Annotated in this window: 17 protein-coding genes; 9 read left to right on the top strand and 8 right to left on the bottom strand. The window is 71.1% G+C overall.

Translation table 11 applies throughout. The features are described 5' to 3' along the window. The first annotated feature begins 20 nt into the window (after nt 1–20). On the top strand, nt 21–284 hold the full coding sequence (locus tag EF387_RS26260) for an NINE protein (RefSeq protein WP_128379079.1): 264 nt from the start codon (nt 21–23) through the stop codon (nt 282–284). 71 nt (nt 285–355) lie between these two features. Here EF387_RS26260 and EF387_RS26255 read toward each other — a convergent pair whose 3' ends face one another. The 6 genes from EF387_RS26255 to EF387_RS26230 form a co-directional block, all read right to left on the bottom strand. Then, entirely contained in the window at nt 356–970 is a 615-nt protein-coding gene (locus EF387_RS26255) for a Uma2 family endonuclease (RefSeq protein ID WP_128379078.1), read from the bottom strand. Between the two features lie 164 nt (nt 971–1134). Then, on the bottom strand, nt 1135–1905 hold the full coding sequence (locus EF387_RS26250; protein ID WP_128379077.1) for a succinate dehydrogenase iron-sulfur subunit: 771 nt from the start codon (nt 1903–1905) through the stop codon (nt 1135–1137). After that, nucleotides 1905–3659 (bottom strand): succinate dehydrogenase flavoprotein subunit, encoded by a 1755-nt coding sequence (gene sdhA / locus EF387_RS26245; RefSeq protein WP_128379076.1) that lies wholly within the window; start codon nt 3657–3659, stop codon nt 1905–1907. The genes EF387_RS26250 and sdhA overlap by 1 nt, the downstream gene beginning before the upstream one ends. Before the next feature lie 19 nt (nt 3660–3678). After that, the gene (locus tag EF387_RS26240; RefSeq protein ID WP_128379075.1) at nt 3679–4167 is read right to left on the bottom strand and encodes a succinate dehydrogenase hydrophobic membrane anchor subunit; all 489 of its coding nucleotides are present in this window, start codon (nt 4165–4167) and stop codon (nt 3679–3681) included. Between the two features lie 5 nt (nt 4168–4172). Continuing rightward, the gene (sdhC, locus tag EF387_RS26235) at nt 4173–4553 is read right to left on the bottom strand and encodes a succinate dehydrogenase, cytochrome b556 subunit (RefSeq protein WP_128379074.1); all 381 of its coding nucleotides are present in this window, start codon (nt 4551–4553) and stop codon (nt 4173–4175) included. A gap of 147 nt (nt 4554–4700) precedes the next feature. Beyond that, nucleotides 4701–5483, bottom strand: coding sequence for a 2-oxo-4-hydroxy-4-carboxy-5-ureidoimidazoline decarboxylase (locus EF387_RS26230; RefSeq protein WP_338058130.1), 783 nt, complete (start codon nt 5481–5483; stop codon nt 4701–4703). 154 nt (nt 5484–5637) lie between these two features. Between EF387_RS26230 and EF387_RS26225 the strand changes: the two genes are divergently transcribed. From EF387_RS26225 to EF387_RS26215, 3 genes are all read left to right on the top strand, one after another. Further along, entirely contained in the window at nt 5638–7281 is a 1644-nt protein-coding gene (locus EF387_RS26225; protein WP_128379073.1) for a beta-N-acetylhexosaminidase, read from the top strand. Between the two features lie 119 nt (nt 7282–7400). After that, a complete protein-coding gene (locus EF387_RS26220; RefSeq protein WP_128379072.1) occupies nt 7401–7898 on the top strand; it encodes a hypothetical protein in 498 nt (165 codons plus the stop codon). 76 nt (nt 7899–7974) lie between these two features. Continuing rightward, nucleotides 7975–8535, top strand: a complete 561-nt coding sequence (locus EF387_RS26215) for a hypothetical protein (protein WP_128379071.1) — start codon at nt 7975–7977, stop codon at nt 8533–8535. A gap of 97 nt (nt 8536–8632) precedes the next feature. Here EF387_RS26215 and EF387_RS26210 read toward each other — a convergent pair whose 3' ends face one another. After that, nucleotides 8633–11407, bottom strand: coding sequence for an FG-GAP-like repeat-containing protein (locus EF387_RS26210; RefSeq protein ID WP_128379070.1), 2775 nt, complete (start codon nt 11405–11407; stop codon nt 8633–8635). 278 nt (nt 11408–11685) lie between these two features. Between EF387_RS26210 and EF387_RS26205 the strand changes: the two genes are divergently transcribed. From EF387_RS26205 to EF387_RS26190, 4 genes are all read left to right on the top strand, one after another. Next, nucleotides 11686–12369: an RNA polymerase sigma factor gene (locus EF387_RS26205; protein WP_238431705.1), complete on the top strand. Its 684-nt coding sequence runs from the start codon at nt 11686–11688 to the stop codon at nt 12367–12369. Next, entirely contained in the window at nt 12362–13210 is an 849-nt protein-coding gene (locus tag EF387_RS26200; protein WP_238431704.1) for a hypothetical protein, read from the top strand. Before EF387_RS26205 ends, EF387_RS26200 begins: the two co-directional genes overlap by 8 nt. Nucleotides 13211–14096: 886 nt before the next feature. Then, nucleotides 14097–14759 (top strand): RNA polymerase sigma factor, encoded by a 663-nt coding sequence (locus tag EF387_RS26195; RefSeq protein ID WP_128379068.1) that lies wholly within the window; start codon nt 14097–14099, stop codon nt 14757–14759. Further along, nucleotides 14759–15925 carry a hypothetical protein gene (locus EF387_RS26190; RefSeq protein WP_128379067.1) on the top strand — a complete coding sequence of 389 codons (1167 nt, stop codon included), beginning with the start codon at nt 14759–14761 and terminating at the stop codon, nt 15923–15925. Before EF387_RS26195 ends, EF387_RS26190 begins: the two co-directional genes overlap by 1 nt. A gap of 285 nt (nt 15926–16210) precedes the next feature. Here the strand turns inward: EF387_RS26190 and EF387_RS26185 are convergent, their stop codons facing one another. Further along, a complete protein-coding gene (locus EF387_RS26185; protein WP_128379066.1) occupies nt 16211–17086 on the bottom strand; it encodes a L,D-transpeptidase family protein in 876 nt (291 codons plus the stop codon). Nucleotides 17087–17330: 244 nt separating this feature from the next. On the opposite strand from EF387_RS26185, the gene EF387_RS26180 reads away from it, so the two are divergent. Then, a partial coding sequence (locus EF387_RS26180) for a methylmalonyl-CoA mutase family protein (RefSeq protein WP_238431703.1) occupies nt 17331–17598 on the top strand: 268 nt, incomplete at its 3' end.

The following is a 17598-nucleotide window of genomic DNA, read 5'->3' as shown; positions in this document are numbered from 1 at the left end:
GAGCCAGCAGGAGCGAAGTCATGACCGTCCCCACCCCCGACGCCCCGTACGGCAAGGCCCCGAACGGGCTCCCGTACTCCGACAAGTCGAAGATCGTCGCCGGCCTTCTCCAGCTCTTCCTGGGTGGCCTCGGCATCGGTCGCTTCTACGTCGGTTCCGTCGGCGTGGGTGTCGCACAGCTGCTGACCTGCGGTGGCCTCGGCATCTGGGCGCTGATCGACGCCATCATGTACTTCGTGAGCAACGACCGCACCGACAAGCAGGGGCGTGTGCTGCGCGGCTGAGGCAGTCGGCCGCCGGACGGACGGGCCGGGCGCACGTGGTGTGCCCGGCCCGCTGCCGCTTGCACCGCGGCTCAGGAGCGCTTCGGCCGGCCTGCCTCCAGGATCTGCGCGACGTCCAGCGTGACCTTGGCGCCGATGGAGTCGGGGAGGGTGACCACTTCGCTGGGGGCGTGGACACGGTGGTTGGCGTAGTTGTCCTCGGTGGGATCGGTGAGGACGTGGAGGCGCTGGTGCTTGCGGTCGACGACGACGTAGACGGGGACCTTGGCCTCGGCGTACGCGCCGACCTTGGTCTTCAGGTCGTTCTGCCAGTTTCCGGAGGTGACCTCCAGGACGAGGCGGAAGCAGACCGGGTCGTAGGCGTTGTTCTCGACGAAGTGATCGTCGACGTCGGCGTCCACCACCACGAGGTCGGGGATGGCGTAGTCCTCTTCGCCGGTGGGCAGCCAGAGCCCGACGTTCTGGAGGACCTCGGTTTCGCCGTCGTCCAGTCCTGCAGTGATGAAGGGGCGCATGAGCTTGGTCAGCGCGCGGGCGTGGGGGGCGTCCGGTGAGGGCGTCACGAGGAGATGGCCTCCAATGATCTCGACGCGGTAGCCCGGATGGCGCTCCATGATCTCGTCGGCGATGGCCGTGAGGGAGAACGGCTTGTCGTCGAAGGGCTGCTCGACGGATGCAGCGGACATCGCGTGCCTCCTGGGGGCCGGTGTCGAGAGCATCATCGTAGGCCGGACAGCACCCGCACGTCCTTCACGATCACGTTCACCCGATCGTGTTTCGCGGACGCCAGAGGGCCCTGCCCCGGTGGAAACCGGGAAGCGGGGCCCTCGTAGCCGTACGGGGAGGAGAGTCAGAACCGCCGAGTGATCAGCGCCTTCTTCACCTCGGCGATCGCCTTCGTCACCTCGATACCGCGCGGGCAGGCGTCCGTGCAGTTGAACGTCGTGCGGCAGCGCCACACGCCGTCCTTGTCGTTGAGGATCTCCAGGCGCTGCTCGCCCGCCTCGTCACGCGAGTCGAAGATGAAGCGGTGCGCGTTGACGATGGCGGCCGGGCCGAAGTACTGGCCGTCGTTCCAGAAGACCGGGCACGACGACGTGCAGGCCGCGCAGAGGATGCACTTCGTGGTGTCGTCGAAGCGCTCGCGGTCCGCCGCCGACTGCAGACGCTCGCGCGTCGGCTCGTTGGTGTCCTTCGTGATCAGGAACGGCATCACGTCACGGTAGGCCTGGAAGAACGGCTCCATGTCGACGACCAGGTCCTTGAGGACCGTCAGGCCCTTTATGGGCTCGACCGTGATCGGCTTCTCGGGATTGATGTCCTTGATCAGGGTCTTGCAGGCAAGACGGTTCTTGCCGTTGATCCGCATCGCGTCCGAGCCGCAGATGCCGTGCGCGCAGGAGCGGCGGAACGTCAGCGTGCCGTCCATGTCCCACTTGATCTTGTGCAGACCGTCGAGGACGCGCTCCTTCGGGTCGATCTCCAGCTGGAAGTCTTCCCAGAAGGCGTCGGCCGCGACCTCGGGGTCGAAGCGGCGGACCCGGAAGGTCACCGTGATGTACGGAGAGGCCGCGGGCGCCGCACCAGGGGTCTCGGCCTTGTCCATTACGGGGGTTGCCATCAGTACTTACGCTCCATCGGCTGGTAGCGGGTCTGGACGACCGGCTTGTAGTCGAGACGGACGGTCTCGGTGCCGTCGTCGCCGACCTCGCGGTACGCCATGGTGTGGCGCATGAAGTTGACGTCGTCGCGGTTCGGGTAGTCCTCGCGGTAGTGACCGCCGCGGGACTCCTTGCGCGCCAGCGCGGAGACCGCCATGACCTCGGCGAGGTCGAGCAGGTTGCCCAGCTCGACGGCCTCCAGCAGGTCCGTGTTGAACCGCTTGCCCTTGTCCTGGATCGCGACGTTCTTGTAGCGCTCGCGCAGCTCCGCGATCTTCTCGACAGCCGTCTTGATGGTCTGCTCGGTGCGGAACACCATGACGTTCGCGTCCATGGTCTCCTGCAGCTCGCGGCGCAGCTCCGCCACGCGCTCGTTGCCCGTGGAGGACCGCAGCTGCTCGATCTGCTCGACGACCAGCGAGGCCGGGTCCTCGGGCAGCTCGACGAAGTCCGCCGTCTGCGAGTAATTCGCGGCCGCGATGCCCGCGCGCCGTCCGAAGACGTTGATGTCGAGCAGCGAGTTGGTGCCGAGACGGTTCGCGCCGTGGACGGAGACGCAGGCGACCTCGCCGGCCGCGTACAGGCCCGGGACGACCGTGGTGTTGTCCGACAGGACCTCACCCTCGACGTTGGTCGGGATGCCGCCCATCGCGTAGTGCGCGGTGGGCTGGATCGGGATCGGGTCCGTGTACGGCTCGATACCGAGGTACGTGCGGGCGAACTCCGTGATGTCGGGCAGCTTGGCGTCCAGCTGCTCCGGCGGGAGGTGGGTGAGGTCCAGGTAGACGTGGTCGCCCTCGGGGCCGCAGCCACGGCCCTCGCGGATCTCCGTGTAGATGGAGCGGGAGACCACGTCACGGGACGCGAGGTCCTTCATGACCGGCGCGTACTTCTCCATGAAGCGCTCGCCGTCCTTGTTGCGGAGGATGCCGCCCTCACCGCGGGCGCCCTCCGTCAGCAGGATGCCCATGCGCCAGATGCCGGTCGGGTGGAACTGGAAGAACTCCATGTCCTCCAGGGGCAGTCCGCGCCGGTACACGGCCGCCTGGCCGTCACCGGTCAGCGTGTGCGCGTTGGACGTCACCTTGAAGAACTTGCCGCAGCCGCCGGACGCGTAGATCACGGCCTTCGCCTGGAAGACGTGGATCTCACCGGTCGCCAGTTCGTAGGCCACGACACCGGCCGACTTCTTGACGCCGTCGACCTCGGTGATCAGCTGGTCGAGGACGTAGAACTCGTTGAAGAACTCCACGCCCTCCTTCACACAGTTCTGGTACAGCGTCTGGAGGATCATGTGGCCGGTGCGGTCGGCCGCGTAGCAGGAGCGGCGGACCGGGGCCTCGCCGTGGTTACGCGAGTGACCGCCGAAACGGCGCTGGTCGATCGTGCCGTTCGGGGTCCGGTTGAACGGCAGGCCCATCTTCTCCAGGTCGAGGACGGAGTCGATGGCCTCCTTCGCCAGGATCTCCGCGGCGTCCTGGTCGACCAGGTAGTCACCGCCCTTGACCGTGTCGAAGGTGTGCCACTCCCAGTTGTCCTCCTCCACGTTGGCCAGCGCGGCGGCCATGCCGCCCTGCGCGGCGCCCGTGTGGGAGCGGGTGGGGTACAGCTTCGTGAGCACGGCGGTGCGGCTGCGCTTCGTCGACTCGATGGCCGCGCGCATGCCGGCGCCACCCGCGCCGACGATGACGGTGTCGTACTTGTGGATCTTCATGAGTCTCGTAGCCCCGGATCTAGCGGATGTTCGGGTCGAAGGTGAAGATCACCAGCGTGCCCAGCAGGACGGTGAACACCGTGGCGGTGTAGAGCAGTGCCTTCAGCCACAGCCGCGTGTTCGCGCGCTCCGCGTAGTCGTTGATGACCGTGCGCAGACCGTTGGCGCCGTGCAGCATCGCCAGCCACAGCATCAGCAGGTCCCAGGCCTGCCACCAGGGGGAGGCCCAGCGGCCGGCCACGAAGGCGAAGCCGATCTTGGAGACGCCGCCGTCGAGGACGAGCTGGATGAGCAGGTGGCCGATGACCAGGACGACCAGCACGATGCCGGACAGCCGCATGAACAGCCAGGCGTGCATCTCGAAGTTGCCGCGGGTGGACCTGGGGCTCTTCTTGGTGCGCTTGCGCGGGGGCTCGATGACCGGCGCGGGGTTGTCCGGGCCGTACGACAGCCCACCGTCGCCCTCGACCGGGCCGATTCCGGAGGGGGTGGTCTCAGTAGTGGACATCTGCGTCAGCTCCCGAACAGTTCACGAGCGGCGTGGCCCAGTACGGGGTAGATCGCCCCGAGCATCAGCACAACCCAGATCCCGACGACGGTCCACAGCAACTGCTTCTGGTAGCGGGTGCCCTTGGACCAGAAGTCGACGGCGATGACGCGCAGGCCGTTGAGCGCGTGGAAGAGGATGGCGGCGACGAGGCCGTACTCCAGCAGCGCGACGATCGGATTCTTGTAGGTGGCCACGACGTTGTCGTAGGCCTCGGGGGAGACACGCACGAGCGCGGTGTCCAGCACGTGTACGAACAGGAAGAAGAAGATGAGGACGCCGGTGACTCGGTGAGCCACCCAGGACCACATTCCTTCCCGGCCGCGGTACAGCGTTCCAGCCGGCACGGAAGAACCCTCCGGGAGCGGGATTGGGGCCGCGCCGGCTTTCGTGTCGGTCGGGCCCGGCCGGGTACGGTCCACCGGCCCTGGCCATCGTAGCGACGTGTTGTCGGAACGCTTACAGCGGCCCTACCGATGTGATCGAACAGGCAGTCAAACGCGCGCGCACGGGTGACCGGGAGGGCGGCTGACCTGGGACATCTCTGGCGTAGCGGTTGATTCCGGATCCGGGTGGGCGGCGGGCGCCCGATCCCCGGCCGGGTAATCGAATGTGCGTATGAGTCTGGTGAGCCGGCCCCGGGTGAGGCGGCGCAGTTCCTCGGCGGTGAGGACGCGCTCCTCCTCGGGGTCGTTCGTCAGACGGGCCCGGATGCCGGTGAGGGTCCGGTCGAGGGCTTCCTCCGGCGGCGCGTCGTCCAGGCAGATCACGAAAACATGGCCGAAACGGCTCGCGTACGCGGCGTGCGCGGCGCTCAGTGCGGTGTGCGCGGCGGGGTACACGCGCGGTATGCGCTCCGTTTTCGGCGCGCCGTCGCCGCCGCTCCCGCCGTCGACGGGCAGCGCGAAGGACTCGCGGGCCAGCGCCTCGGCGAGATCGTCCGGTGTCAGGTCGTACGCCGCCTCGTCGGCCGCGGCGATCAAGGACTCGGAATCCGGGTAGGGGCGGTGGGCGGCGACCCTGCGCGCCCAGCGGCGGCTGCCGCAGCAGCCGAGGAGGGCGCGCTCGGCGACCGTCGCGGGGGCGGAGTTGAAACGCGTCAGGCCCTCGGGAGAGGCTGCGCCGCGTGGCCGCCGGAACTGCTCGGGGGCCGGGCCGGGAATGCGGTGGTTGCGATGCGCGGGCAGCGTGGGTCCTCGGCGGGAGAGCGCGGCGAGGCTCACGAAGGGTCGCCGCGCATGAGTCAGCAGGGAAAGAAGTGAGAGATGTGCCACCACGCTATCGAGGATTGACGCGACTTGTCCGATGGATGCCTGAAATTCACCCGGACGGGACGGTTTCAAGACGCGCGGTGGCGGCGGTAGGCGTAATTTCAGCGGAGGGGCTTTCGTCCGAAAGGAGTCAGTTGGTGCGGCTTGGGGGTATGGCGCGATGACCGGACGGAGGCGCGCGGTACGCGCGACCGCACGGAGGCGAGCGGTATACGCCGGGAGCTTGCGCCTGAACGGCGCCGCGGCCGCACTGGCCGTGGCCGTGGTCGTTGCCCTGGTCGGCCTGCTGGTCGCCCTGTGGCCGGGCGGCGGCGGCCGGTTCACGACGGAGCAGGCCGCACCCAGCGGGACGGCGGCGGCACCCACTCCCTCACCCACCCGGACGTATCCACTGTCCGAGCCGCCGCACACCATCCCGGCCGTACGGGACCACACCCCGGCACGCGGCCCCGGCTGGCGCCCCGGTGCCGGCGCCCGGATCGTGGTGAGCGAGGGCTCGCTCGCCGACGAGGCGCGGCTGACCGCGTCGGAGCTCGGGATGCGCTTCGGCGGACAGGACGAGGCGGGCCCGGGCGACGTCGAGCTGACGCTGGCGGGCGAGGGCAACCCGGAGTCGTACACCATGACCGTCCGCGACCGGCGGGTACGCATCAGCGGCCCCGCGGAGGCCGGTGTCTTCTACGGCACCCGCACCCTGAAGCAGGAGGTGCACAACGGGTCGACCGCGCCCGAGGGCGTCGTACGGGACAGCCCGGCCAAGCCCGTGCGCGGGTTCATGCTGGACATCGCGCGCAAGCACTTCACGGCCGACTGGATCGAGGACCGCGTCCGGGAGCTCGGGGACCTCAAGTACAACCAGCTCGGACTCCACTTCTCCGACGACCAGGGCTTCCGCATCGCATCGGACTCGCACCCCGAGGTCGTGTCCCGGCAGCACCTCACCAAGGCGCAGGTCAGGCGGATCGTCGACCTCGCGGCCGAGCGGCACATCACCGTCGTCCCCGAGATCGACTCGCCCGGCCACCTCGGTGCGGTGCTCGCCGCCCATCCGGACCTGCAGCTGCGCAACGCGCAGGGCACCCCGACCCGGGGAGCCATCGACATCTCCAAGCCGGCCTCAGCGAAGATCGTGGACGATCTGCTCGACGAGTACGCAGGACTCTTCCCCGGCTCGACCTGGCACCTCGGAGGTGACGAGTACCAGGCGCTCGTGGTGAGCGACCCGGCCGCCTCGTACCCGCAGCTGGCCGCCGCCGCGCGCGCGAGGTTCGGGCCCGGGGCCGGGGTGCAGGACCTCACGACCGGCTGGCTCAACGACCGGGCCGCCACCGTGCGCGCCCACGACCGCACGATGCTCGCCTGGAACGACGGGTTCTTCGCCGGCGGGACGGTGAACGCCGCACGCGATCTGCGGGTCGCGTACTGGACCGGCAAGGAGATCGGCGCCCGGCCGCCGGTCGAGTACCTCAGCGCGGGCCGCAGGCTCGTCAACTACAACGACGAGTACCTGTACTACGTCCTCGGCGAGCCCAACCAGTTCGTCTACCCCACCGGCCGGCGCATCTACGAACAGTGGACTCCGCTCGTGGTGCGCGGTACGACGCCCGTCCCGGCCCGGTACGACGGTCAGATACTGGGCGGCAGCTTCGCCGTCTGGTGCGACCTCGCGGGTTCCCAGACCCAGGACCAGGTCGCCCGGGGCATCCGGATGCCGGTCAGGGCGCTGGTGCAGAAGCTGTGGGACCCGGAGAAACCGACACTGTCCTGGACGGACTTCAGCGCACTGGCGAACCGTCTGGGCTGAGGCTTGAAGGCGCCCCCGGACGGCCGAAACGACCAGGACTTGCTGCAAACAGTGGCGAACCTCCATACGACTGTGGTGTATTCGGGCGCGTGCCGAACCGAGACACCGGGGGAAACCAAATGGGCTACTGGGGGTATCTCGTCGTGGGCAGGAGCGAGCGTCCGCTCGCGGAGACGGAGGCGTTGTCGGGGGTGCCGGGCCTGAAGCTGCGCAAGTCGGCTTCCGGCGGCTGGCAGATGTGGGAGTACGAGGGCGGCGACGGCGACGTGGGGAGCATGGTCACCCTCGCGCAGGAGACGGGCGCGCCCGCGCTGTTCGGATACGTGATGGACAGCGACTGCGTGGTGGTGGAGGCGGCGGCGCCCGAGAGCGGGGTGTGGACGACCTGTCTCGGGCGCGGGGCGATGGCCAAGTACCTCGGGGACGAGGGCCTCACCGTCGACGACTACTTCCTGGAGCCGCCCGACGCGGCCGAACGCGCGGTGAGGTGGGCGGCCGAGTCCGGACACCCCGTGGAGATCGCGCCGCTGCTCGCCGTACTGGCCGCGGATCCCAACCCACTGGCCGAAAACCTCTTCCACGATTTGCTCGACCGGTTGGGCGTGGTGCCTCTGTGACGTTCGCGGTCCAGCGCACGCAGTAAGGGAAAGTGTGTGCTCCGTAATGGGAGCGCCCCGCGGAGGAGGCGTTGGGATGAGCCTGGTGGAACTGATCGCACAGGCCGACGAGCGAAGCCTGGCCGTCAGTGGGTTGGCTTGTTTGGATCGCTGCGTGCCGTTGCTCGGCGGCGATGACGAGGTCCTGCGACCCCTGTGGACATGCCTCTCGGAGGGCGTGGGCTGGGCCGAGCGGCTGGCCAAGGTGCGGGCGGAACTGGGCTGCGCGGAGGACGACGACGCGGCGCGCGACGACGACGAGGCCGTCGTCCTGGCCCGCCGGATGCTCGGCGCCGCCCCCGAGGACCGCTCGGCGGCGGCGCTGCGCGCCTGGGCCGACGCCTGCTCGGTCGCCGCGCTCCAGATCCACCGGCTGCTGGACACGGCCGCCGACGGCGAGACCGATGTGGCCGCCCGCCGCGAGGGCCGCACCGCCGGTATGTCACCGCTCGTCGCCGCCGAACTGCGCCGTCAGGTCAAGGTCCTGGAGCTGCTCGCCACCGACTCGGGCGGACTGCGCAGGGCCCTGGACGTGTCGGTGGAGGGGCGGCGGGTGCTGCGGGCCGTGGTGTCACGCAGGGCGCGGCTAAGGGGCTGAGTGCCCCGCGTTCCCGGCCGAAAGAGGTTCGGGGCCACGGTCGAACGTGGCCCCGAACCTCTCGTCAGGTCACCTGCCCCGTGTCAGGTCACCCGTTTCACGGCGTCAGCGTCTGACCCAGGCGCGCACCCGTCGGGGTGCCCAGGGTGGACTTGCTGATCAGCAGGGTCTGGGAGAACCCGAGCCCCGTGCTGTTGCTGGGCACGTACGCCAGGATTCCGTCGCCCGCGTCCTCGCCGTCAGCGCCGAACGTGAGGTCGGCGCGCCCGTACCCGGACAGGTCCGTGAGGGACACGGCCGAGCCGAACCTGTCGTCGGTCTCGGTGGAGCCCGGGACGCCCGAGGTGTCCTGCGAGACGACGACCGCGCCCGAGCCGGTGAGGCCGGACGCCGTGCCCTTGACGAGGATCGCGGAGCCCGCGTTGGCGCGGTTCACGCCGTCGCGGGTGATGTCCTCGTTCGGGGCGCCCGCGAGGACGTCCGGGTAGCCGTCGGCGTTGAAGTCGCCGACCGAGACGGAGGACCCGAAGGCGTCGCCGGACTCGTCGTCGCCGGGGACGCCGGTGGTGTCCTGGTGGACGGTGGTCATGCCGGTGGTGGTGAAGCCGGTCGTGGTGCCCGGGACCATCGTCACCTGACCGCCCGCCTTGCCGCCGGACTCCGACGCGAACGGCTGGCCGATGACGATGTCGTCGTAGCCGTTGCCGTTGACGTCGCCGGCGGCGATGGACCGGCCGCCCCGCACGCTGATCACGCCCGCCTTGGTCAGGCCCGTCGCCGAGCCCGCGAACCGCACCACGCGTCCGATGCCGCCGGTGTCGCGGTAGTTCAGGGCGACGTCCGCGTAGCCGTCCCGGTTGAAGTCGCCGGTGGCCGCGTCCAGGTGGGCGACCGAACCGGTGGCGGAGGTGAGCGTGCCGGCCGTGGTGGATCCGCCGGTCAGTCGTGCGTTCCAGTTGCCGCCCCGCCCGGTGCCCGCGGCGAACACGTCCGCCTTGCCGTCGCCGTTGAAGTCGCCGACGGTGACCGTCGAACCGAGCCTGGCGCCCGCCGAGGTGACCCCGGAGGTGCTGTACGAGAAGCCGGAGCCGAAGCCCGGCCCGTACAGGACGGTGACCGCGCCGCGGTCGGCGTGACCGCTGGTGTCGTCCTCGCCGGGGGCTCCCACCGCGAGATCGGCGTGGCCGTCGCCGTTCACATCGCCCCACGCGGTCGCGGCGCCCCAGTTGTCGCCGGCCTCGGAGGAGTCGGGGACACCGGGGCTGCTCTGGGTGAGCGTCTTCCTGGAGGCGGTGACCGGGCCGTCGAGTCCGCCGGGGACCACGGTGACGCTGCCGACGCCGCCCGACGTCCGGGGCGTGCCCGCGACCAGGTCCGTGATGCCGTCGCGGTTGTAGTCCGAGGTGGCCAGAGCGTGCGAGACGCCCGGGTTCTTCGCCAGCGCGGCGATGAGCGTCAGCTTCCGGTAGAGGTTGTCGCCCGGGCAGGCCGTGGCGTTGGTGTCGCGGTGCCCGAAGACCCTCGGCAGGGTGATCGACTGGCCCTTGGCGACCTTGTTGCCGTCGACGCCCGCGTCACTGCCCGAGACCAGCGCGACCTTGCCGGTCGGGTCGATGCCGTACATCCCGAACTTCCACGCGACGATCCGGGCGATCGCGTCGAGCGCGGCGCGGGTCGGCTGGGCGGTCATGTAGTTGCCGAGGTAAGAGATGCCGACCGTGTTGGTGTTGAAGCCGATGTCGTGCGCACCGGCCACCGGAAGGTCCATGCCGCCGCTGCGGCCCTCGAAGATCTGGCCGCAGCGGTCGACGACGAAGTTGTAGCCGATGTCGTAGTAGCCGCGGGCGAAGTGCTCCTGCTGGATGGTGCGCATCCGCGCGCGTGACTCACCGCAGGAGAGCCTGTTGTCGCTGTCGACGCCCGTGTGGTGGATCACGGCCGCCTTGATCTCGGTGCCGTAGGACGGGGTGCCGTCGTAGTCGGTCGAGGCGCCCCACTCGGCCTGGGTGATGACCGGCGGCTTGACGACCGTGGAGGGGCGGGGGGCCGGGACCGTGCTGCTCGGGGAGGGCGAGGCGGACCTGCTCGGTGATGACGATCCGGTCGGGGAGGCGGAGACCGTGGGGGGCGTCGAGCCGGTCGGCGCCGCCGTGTCCGTCGGAGACGTGGTGTCGCCGGGTGACGTCGTCCCGGTCGGGGAGGCCGTGGTGGCCGGTGCCGAGTCGCTCGCCGTCGGTGAGCCGCCCGCCGTCGTCGAGTCACCGGGCGAGGGGGAGCCGCTCGCCGCCGGTGTGGTCTCCTCGGCGAAGGCGGCGGGCTCGGTCGCGGCGGTGTCCTCCGGGTCCGTGCCCGGATCGAGCAGCTTCACGTCCAGGCCCGCGGGGAGCCGGTTGGCGAGGGTCCCGTCCGGCTTCACCACCCGCACCTCGACGCCGTCCGCGGCGCCCGTCCACGCGGAGGCGGTGGCACCGCGCGTCCCGGCCCGCTCGGCCTCGGCGCCGTCGGCCGAGAACGGGTCGTCGTCCAGCTTCTGCCAGTCGGACCACTCGTCGGTGCCGAGCGCCCGGTACCGGATCTCGGCCGTCCCCCTGAGCTTCGCGTGTGCTTCGTCCCAGGTCAGCATGGCGGCGCTGAACCGTTCCGTGTCCTGCTTGGCCAGGCCCTTGTGCCCGGCGCCCTGGTCCTTGAGCTTCACGGTGTGCACCGCCGCCGGTCTGCGGGCGTCCTTCGCGGCGGGCTCCTCGGGTCCCGACGGACCCGCCACGGCGTAGGTGATGATCCCCGCCCCGCTCAGCACGACGGCCCCGGCGGTCAGCCACGCTCTTCGTCGCAGACTCAGCGGCTTGTACGCACGGGTCGTACGGCGACTCAATTTCCCCACCCCTATTTGGATTTGCGACAGCACCATCGGTCACACAGGTGCCTTCAAAACAGCGCACGGCAGTGCGCAAACGTCACTTCCGCACCACTCGCGTGCGACGGCCGCCCCGACGTGCTGTGACACTTCCGGCCCGCCGGACGCTGATGGCCGTGAAGGGCGAGGGCACGGCCGACGACTGTGTCGCACGGTGCGGATTCGCTACGGACCCGGTACGAACGAGGACAGAGTTGGGCCAGGGAGAGGGAGGGGAACCCCGTCGCGGGCAGGCGATGGACGGGGAACTGGGCGCGGCCGTCGGGCGGGCTCAGAAAGGCGACGAGGCGGCCTTCGCGGTCGCGTACCGGATCGTGCAACCGGGGCTGCTCGGCTATCTGCGGGGCATCGTCGGCGACGACGCCGAGGACGTGGCGTCCGACGCATGGCTGGAGATCGCCCGTGACCTGGGCAGGTTCAAGGGGGACGGGGCGGGGTTCCGCGGCTGGACCGCGACCATCGCCCGGCACCGGGCCCTGGACCATCTGCGCCGGCTCCGGGTGCGTCCCAAGTCGGCGGCGCTCGAGGACGGCGTGCTTGACCTGCCCGGCGCGTACAGCACGCATGACCAGGCGCTGGAGTCCATGTCCACCGAGCGCGCCCTGGCGATGGTCCGGGAGCTGCCGCGCGAGCAGGCCGAGGCGGTCCTGCTGCGGGTCGTGGTGGGCCTCGACGGCCCCGCCGCGGCCCGCGTCCTCGGCAAACGCCCGGGTGCGGTGCGCACCGCCGCGTACCGGGGGCTGAAGCGTCTGGCCCGGCGGCTGGACGGTGAAAGTGTGACGGATGAGGCCCCGCGGACGCTTGGGGATTCGAACACCAGAGGCACTAGAGGAGCCAGAGGATTTGAGATGAACGGCAACGGCGGCAGCAACCGCGACAGCGGCGGGCCGCCCGGCAGGGACGGACACGGGCATGGGTGACGGGCACAGCGACGGACGATTCCCCGGCCGTCGGTATGCGCACCCTCGCGCCGCCGGGCCCGGAGGCCGGGCCGACGACACCGTGACCGGTAAGCACACCACGGGCGTGAGCGAGGGCGTGGACGCGGAGCTGGAGCTGATGCTCGCCGCCGCGCTGCGCGAGAACGCCCTGGGCGACGAGGGCGAGCGGCGGGCGGTGGCGGCGTTCCGGGCCGCCCGCGAACTCGGAGCGCACCAGGCGCGCACCCGGCGCCGCGACGACTGGCGGCCCCGGGCGGAACGGTGGCCCGCCCGACGCCGGATCCGTACGACGGTCACGATGCTGCTCGCGAGCCTCACTGTGGGGGGCGTCGCGGTCGCGGGGATCGGCTCGGTCGGCTCGTCGCCGGACAGAGGCGACGACGACCGGGGCCGCGCGTACCCGTCCACCGCCTCCGGCCGGCCCGGCGCATCGGACCCCTCGGCATCACAGTCCACCTCGGACGGCCCCGCCTCGCCCGGCCGGCCGACCACCGCCAAGGACACCCTGGCCCACTGCCGTGCCTACGAGTCGGTGGCGGGCAACGGCAACGCGATGGACTCGACGGCCTGGCAGCGTCTCGTCGAAGCGGCGGGCGGTGAGCAGCGGGTCGGCGCGTACTGCGCCCGGGAACTCGCCGAGGCCGCCCGGACCGCCACGCCGCGTGCGACAAAGACGCCCGAGGGCAAGCCGGACCACCCCGGCGCGACGAACCCTGCTGACCCGGCCAACCCGGCGAACCCGGTGACCCCGTCGAGCGGGGTGAACGGTACGCAGAGGGACGGGAAGCCGACCCCGGCGGAGAGGGCGCCGGAGAGGTAGGGCGGGCCGCCACCGCGAGGGCCGCACTGCCGCCGGGGCTACCCGGCCGGCAGACCCTTCGCCCCCACGGTCGCCGCCGCGCCTTGGGGGGCGCGCACGCTCCGGGTGCTGATTCTCCTGGGTTCTCGTGCTCGGAGGTGCTGATGCCCCGGAGATCTCGCGCTCTGAAGCGCTACAGCTCCGGGGGGCTCGCGTTCCGGGCTACTCGCGCTCCGGGGTTCTCGTGCTCCGGGTGCTCATGCTGCGAGGTCGTCGCGCTCCGGGGTCCTCGCGCTCCGTGTGCTGATGCGGACGGGGCCCAGGCGTCCCAGGTCGCACGGCACGCTAACCCGACCGGCCCAGGGCACCGCAAGCCTGCCAGCCGACCATCACACGATCGAGTTAAAGCGGCCTTGTGCGACTCCTCGGCGAACAGTTGCACACCCTCCGGGCTACTCGCGCTCCGGCGAGAAGTGGGCTGCGTGAGAAGGCTGCTCGGCGCGTAAGTGCCGCTCCCGGCGAGAAGCGCGCTCGGCGCACGAGTGCCGTTGCGGCGAGTAGTGCGCTTGGCGAGAAGTGTGTGCCGCGTATCACAACGCGAGGTTCACCGGAGGAATTCGGGCCTCATGCCCGCACGCCCGCAAGGCTTTCGGTGAGATGTCACCGAAGCAACGGCCGGGGCCGCCACCCCCCACAGGAGAGGCCCCGGCCGTCGCGCGGCACGGGCCGCGCGGCGGCCCGTACTCTCTACAGCGCCGCGCCCTCGTTTTGTGTCACACCCCGGCTCATCACGAGATAGTTGCAGGTTGGGGGGACATGGACGGAGAGCGGATTCACGCCGTAACGTGCCTTTCGCGCCGGACGGCGGACTACGACCGCAGACCCGGTTTGGGCGCAAGGGAGTGGCGTGCTGGGGGATGACGCGGAGCTGACCGCCGCGGTGCTGGCCGCACAGGACGGAGACGAGACCGCGTTCCGGACTGTGTACCGAGCCGTGCATCCACGGCTGCTCGGATACGTCCGCACGCTCGTCGGCGAGTCGGACGCCGAGGACGTCACATCGGAAGCGTGGCTGCAGATCGCCCGCGACCTCGACCGGTTCAGCGGCGACGCGGACCGGTTCCGCGGCTGGGCGGCGCGGATAGCCCGCAACCGCGCCCTGGACCACATCAGGATGCGCGGTCGGCGCCCCGCGATCGGCGGCGACGAGACGGAACTGACCGGCAGGCCGGCCGAATCCGACACCGCGGGCGAGGCCATGGAGGCGCTCGCCACCGGTGACACCTTCTCCCTCATCGGCCAACTCCCGCAGGACCAGGCGGAAGCCGTGGTCCTGCGCGTCGTGGTCGGCCTGGACGCCAAGACCGCGGCGCAGACACTGGGCAAGCGCCCCGGCGCCGTGCGGACGGCGGCGCACCGCGGTCTGAAGCGGCTCGCCGAGCTCCTCGGCGTGGATCCGGAAGCATCCGGCTCGCTCGGTGCCCTCCCCCCACAAAGAGCGCCGCGCGGCCGCGCGGTGACGTCCGCCGGTGTGACGCATTCGCGTACGCGGACGCAGAAGGACATGTGATGGCCGACGAGCAGTACAGGTGGCTGGACCGCGACGCCGCGGAGCGTTTGCTGCGCGGACAGCCGCTGGAAGCCGTCGACGCCGGCACCCGTGAAGAGGCCGAACGGCTTGCCGAAGCCCTCGGCGCACTGGTTGCGGAATCCCGCCCGAAGGATGGCGAACTCCCCGGTGAGGACGCCGCGCTGGCCGCTTTCCGGGCAGCCGGTCCCCGTGCGAACGGTGCGAACGGCACCCATCGGGCGCCGGCCCGGTCGCCCCGCCGCCAGGAGGCCCGAACGGCGTCCGACGCCGGCCTCGTCCAGCTTGGCCGGCTCGCCTCCGGACGCCGTCGCCCCCGCTGGGGCAGGCCCGTGCGGTACGGACTGGTGGCCGCCTTCGCCGCCTGCATGATCGGCGGCGTGGCCGTCGCGTCGGGCGCCGGCGTGCTGCCGTTCACCGACCGCGAGCCGGGCCCGGCCGCGTCCGTGACGGCCGCCGCCACCCCGAAGCCCGAGAAGCCGTTACCGACGCCCACACCCTCGCCCCCCGGCCGCTCCGGGCCGACCGCGCCGGAGAACCCCGGCGACCACTCCGAGCAGCCGGGCTCGGCGGAAAAGGGGGCGAGCGGCGGGGAGAGCGTCCTGCCGAGGCCCGAAGACGTCCGCCGCGGCGGGGACTGGTGGTCCGGGATCGTCTCCTCCTGCCGAGCCCTGCGCGACGGCAGGCCCCTGGACCAGGTCCGCAAGCGCGACCTGGAGGAGGCCGCCAAGGGGGCCATGCGAGTGCAGAGGTACTGCAAGGGCGTCCTGGACCTCGCCGGACGCCGGTCCACGGACGGAGCCGGGGACGGCTCCGTCCGCGACGGCCGGCAGGGCGCCGGCCCCGGTTCCAACGGCGGTGGTGACGACACCCCGGGCGGCGACGACCAGGGTGGCGACGATCGCGGCGGTGACCATCCGGGGGACGGAGCCGGAGCCGGAGGCGGCCAGGGCGGTGGACCCGGAGGCGGACCCGGCGACGGCCAAGGTGGTGGACGAGGCGGCGGACAGGGCGACCCGCAAGCGGGCCCGCGCCCCGGCGGTGGTCACCACGGCAACATCGTGAGCGCCCCGAACCGCCTCACCTCGCCGGCGCGGCAGATCGCCCCGAAGCCGGGCGCCCTCCCCGTGCTGCCCGCCCGTCACTGACCGGTCCGCGGGTGACCACGGCCGACGGCCGAGCGCTCGGAGGACACACGAGGCACCGGCACCTCTCCTCACCTGCACCTACGGCCCCGTATGCCCCCCGCGTACGGGGCCGCGGAAATTTCTGCCGCCAGGGTGTGACGTTTTCGGACGCCGGGACGCAGTACTGAGTGAGCCGACTGGTCATCGGCCGTCGCGCGGAGCCGGGGTTCCCCCCGTACCCACGGCTCCGTGCAATCGGCGCGGGCGGGACACGTTCCCCCGGTCCCGCCCGCGCCCCAACTCCTCTCACCAGTACACGACGACCTTGTCGCCGCTTCGCACCTGCGCGAACAGGGCCGCGATCTTCGTCTCGTCACGGACGTTCACACAGCCGTGGGAGGCCCCGTAGTAGCCCCGGGCCGCGAAGTCGGTCGAGTAGTGCACCGCCTGGCCGCCGCTGAAGAACATCGCGTAGGGCATGGGCGAGTCGTAGAGCGTCGACACATGGTGGCGGGACTTGAAGGACACGCTGAAGACACCCTCCCGGGTGGGCGTGTTCTCGGAGCCGAAGCGCACGGCCATCGTCGAGACGGTCCGGCCGTCGATCATCCAGCGCAGGGTGCGGCTCGTCTTGCTGATGCACAGCACCCGGCCCGTCATACAGCGCGGGTCCGGAGCCGCGGCCGGCTGGCCGCCGAACGCGTACAGCTCCCACTTCGTCGGCTCGCGGGTCATGTTCAGCAGCCGCTGCCAGGTGACGGCGTCGGTCCGGCCGGTGCGCGGCAGTCCGCGCTTGCCCTGGAAGCCCCGCACCGCGGTCTCGGTCAGGTCGTCGTAGAGGCCCGTCGGGCCGTCGAAGAGCCAGGCCACCTGGCGCAGCCGGGCCTGCAGCTCCCGTACGTCCCGGCCCTCGTCACCGCGGGACCACAGGACCTCGGGCGCCACCGCGGGGGTGTCCCGTTCGGGAGTGGGGGCGGGCGGCGCTGCCGGCGACGTGGACGCCGGGGCGGGTGGGGTGCCGTTCTTCGCGTCGGACCCGCCGGACGCCGCGCCGGGGCCGCCGGACAGGTCGATCCGGACGGGCGGCGGCTGCGACCCGTTCGTGGTCTGCACGGTGCATCCGGTGACCGCGACCAGCGCCACCGCACCGGCGAGAGCTCTCCCCAGGCCCGTAGTACGCATGCCCGTAGTACGCACGCCGCCCCCCGTCGAGTTCACCGGACCACGGGATCCGGACGTCCGGCTCGCGTCACCTGAGATGCTCCCCGTGCGTGACCGGTTGCGAACCACGAGGCATGGTTGTGAGGAAGGTCCCAGCGTGGGCCACTGCAAAGCGGTGCGCCCGCGCCGCTACAGTCCGTGGCGAGGGTCGGCTCTACCAGCGAGTAACCAGCGATCAACCACAGCAACAGGCGGAGGCACACCCATGGCGCGCGAGTCGGAGTCCGGACTGCCCATCGAGCCGGTGTACGGGCCTGAGTCCCTTCAGGGCTGGGATCCGGCGCAGAAGCTGGGGGAGCCGGGGGCGTATCCCTTCACGCGTGGTGTCTACCCGTCGATGTACACCGGTCGGCCGTGGACGATGCGTCAGTACGCCGGTTTCGGTACGGCGACGGAGTCCAACGCGCGGTACCAGCAGTTGATCGCCAACGGCACGATGGGTCTGTCGGTGGCCTTCGACCTGCCGACCCAGA

The organism is Streptomyces cavernae (assembly GCF_004023625.1).
Lineage (GTDB): Bacteria > Actinomycetota > Actinomycetes > Streptomycetales > Streptomycetaceae > Streptomyces > Streptomyces cavernae.
This window is presented reverse-complemented; position numbering and strand designations above follow the sequence as displayed.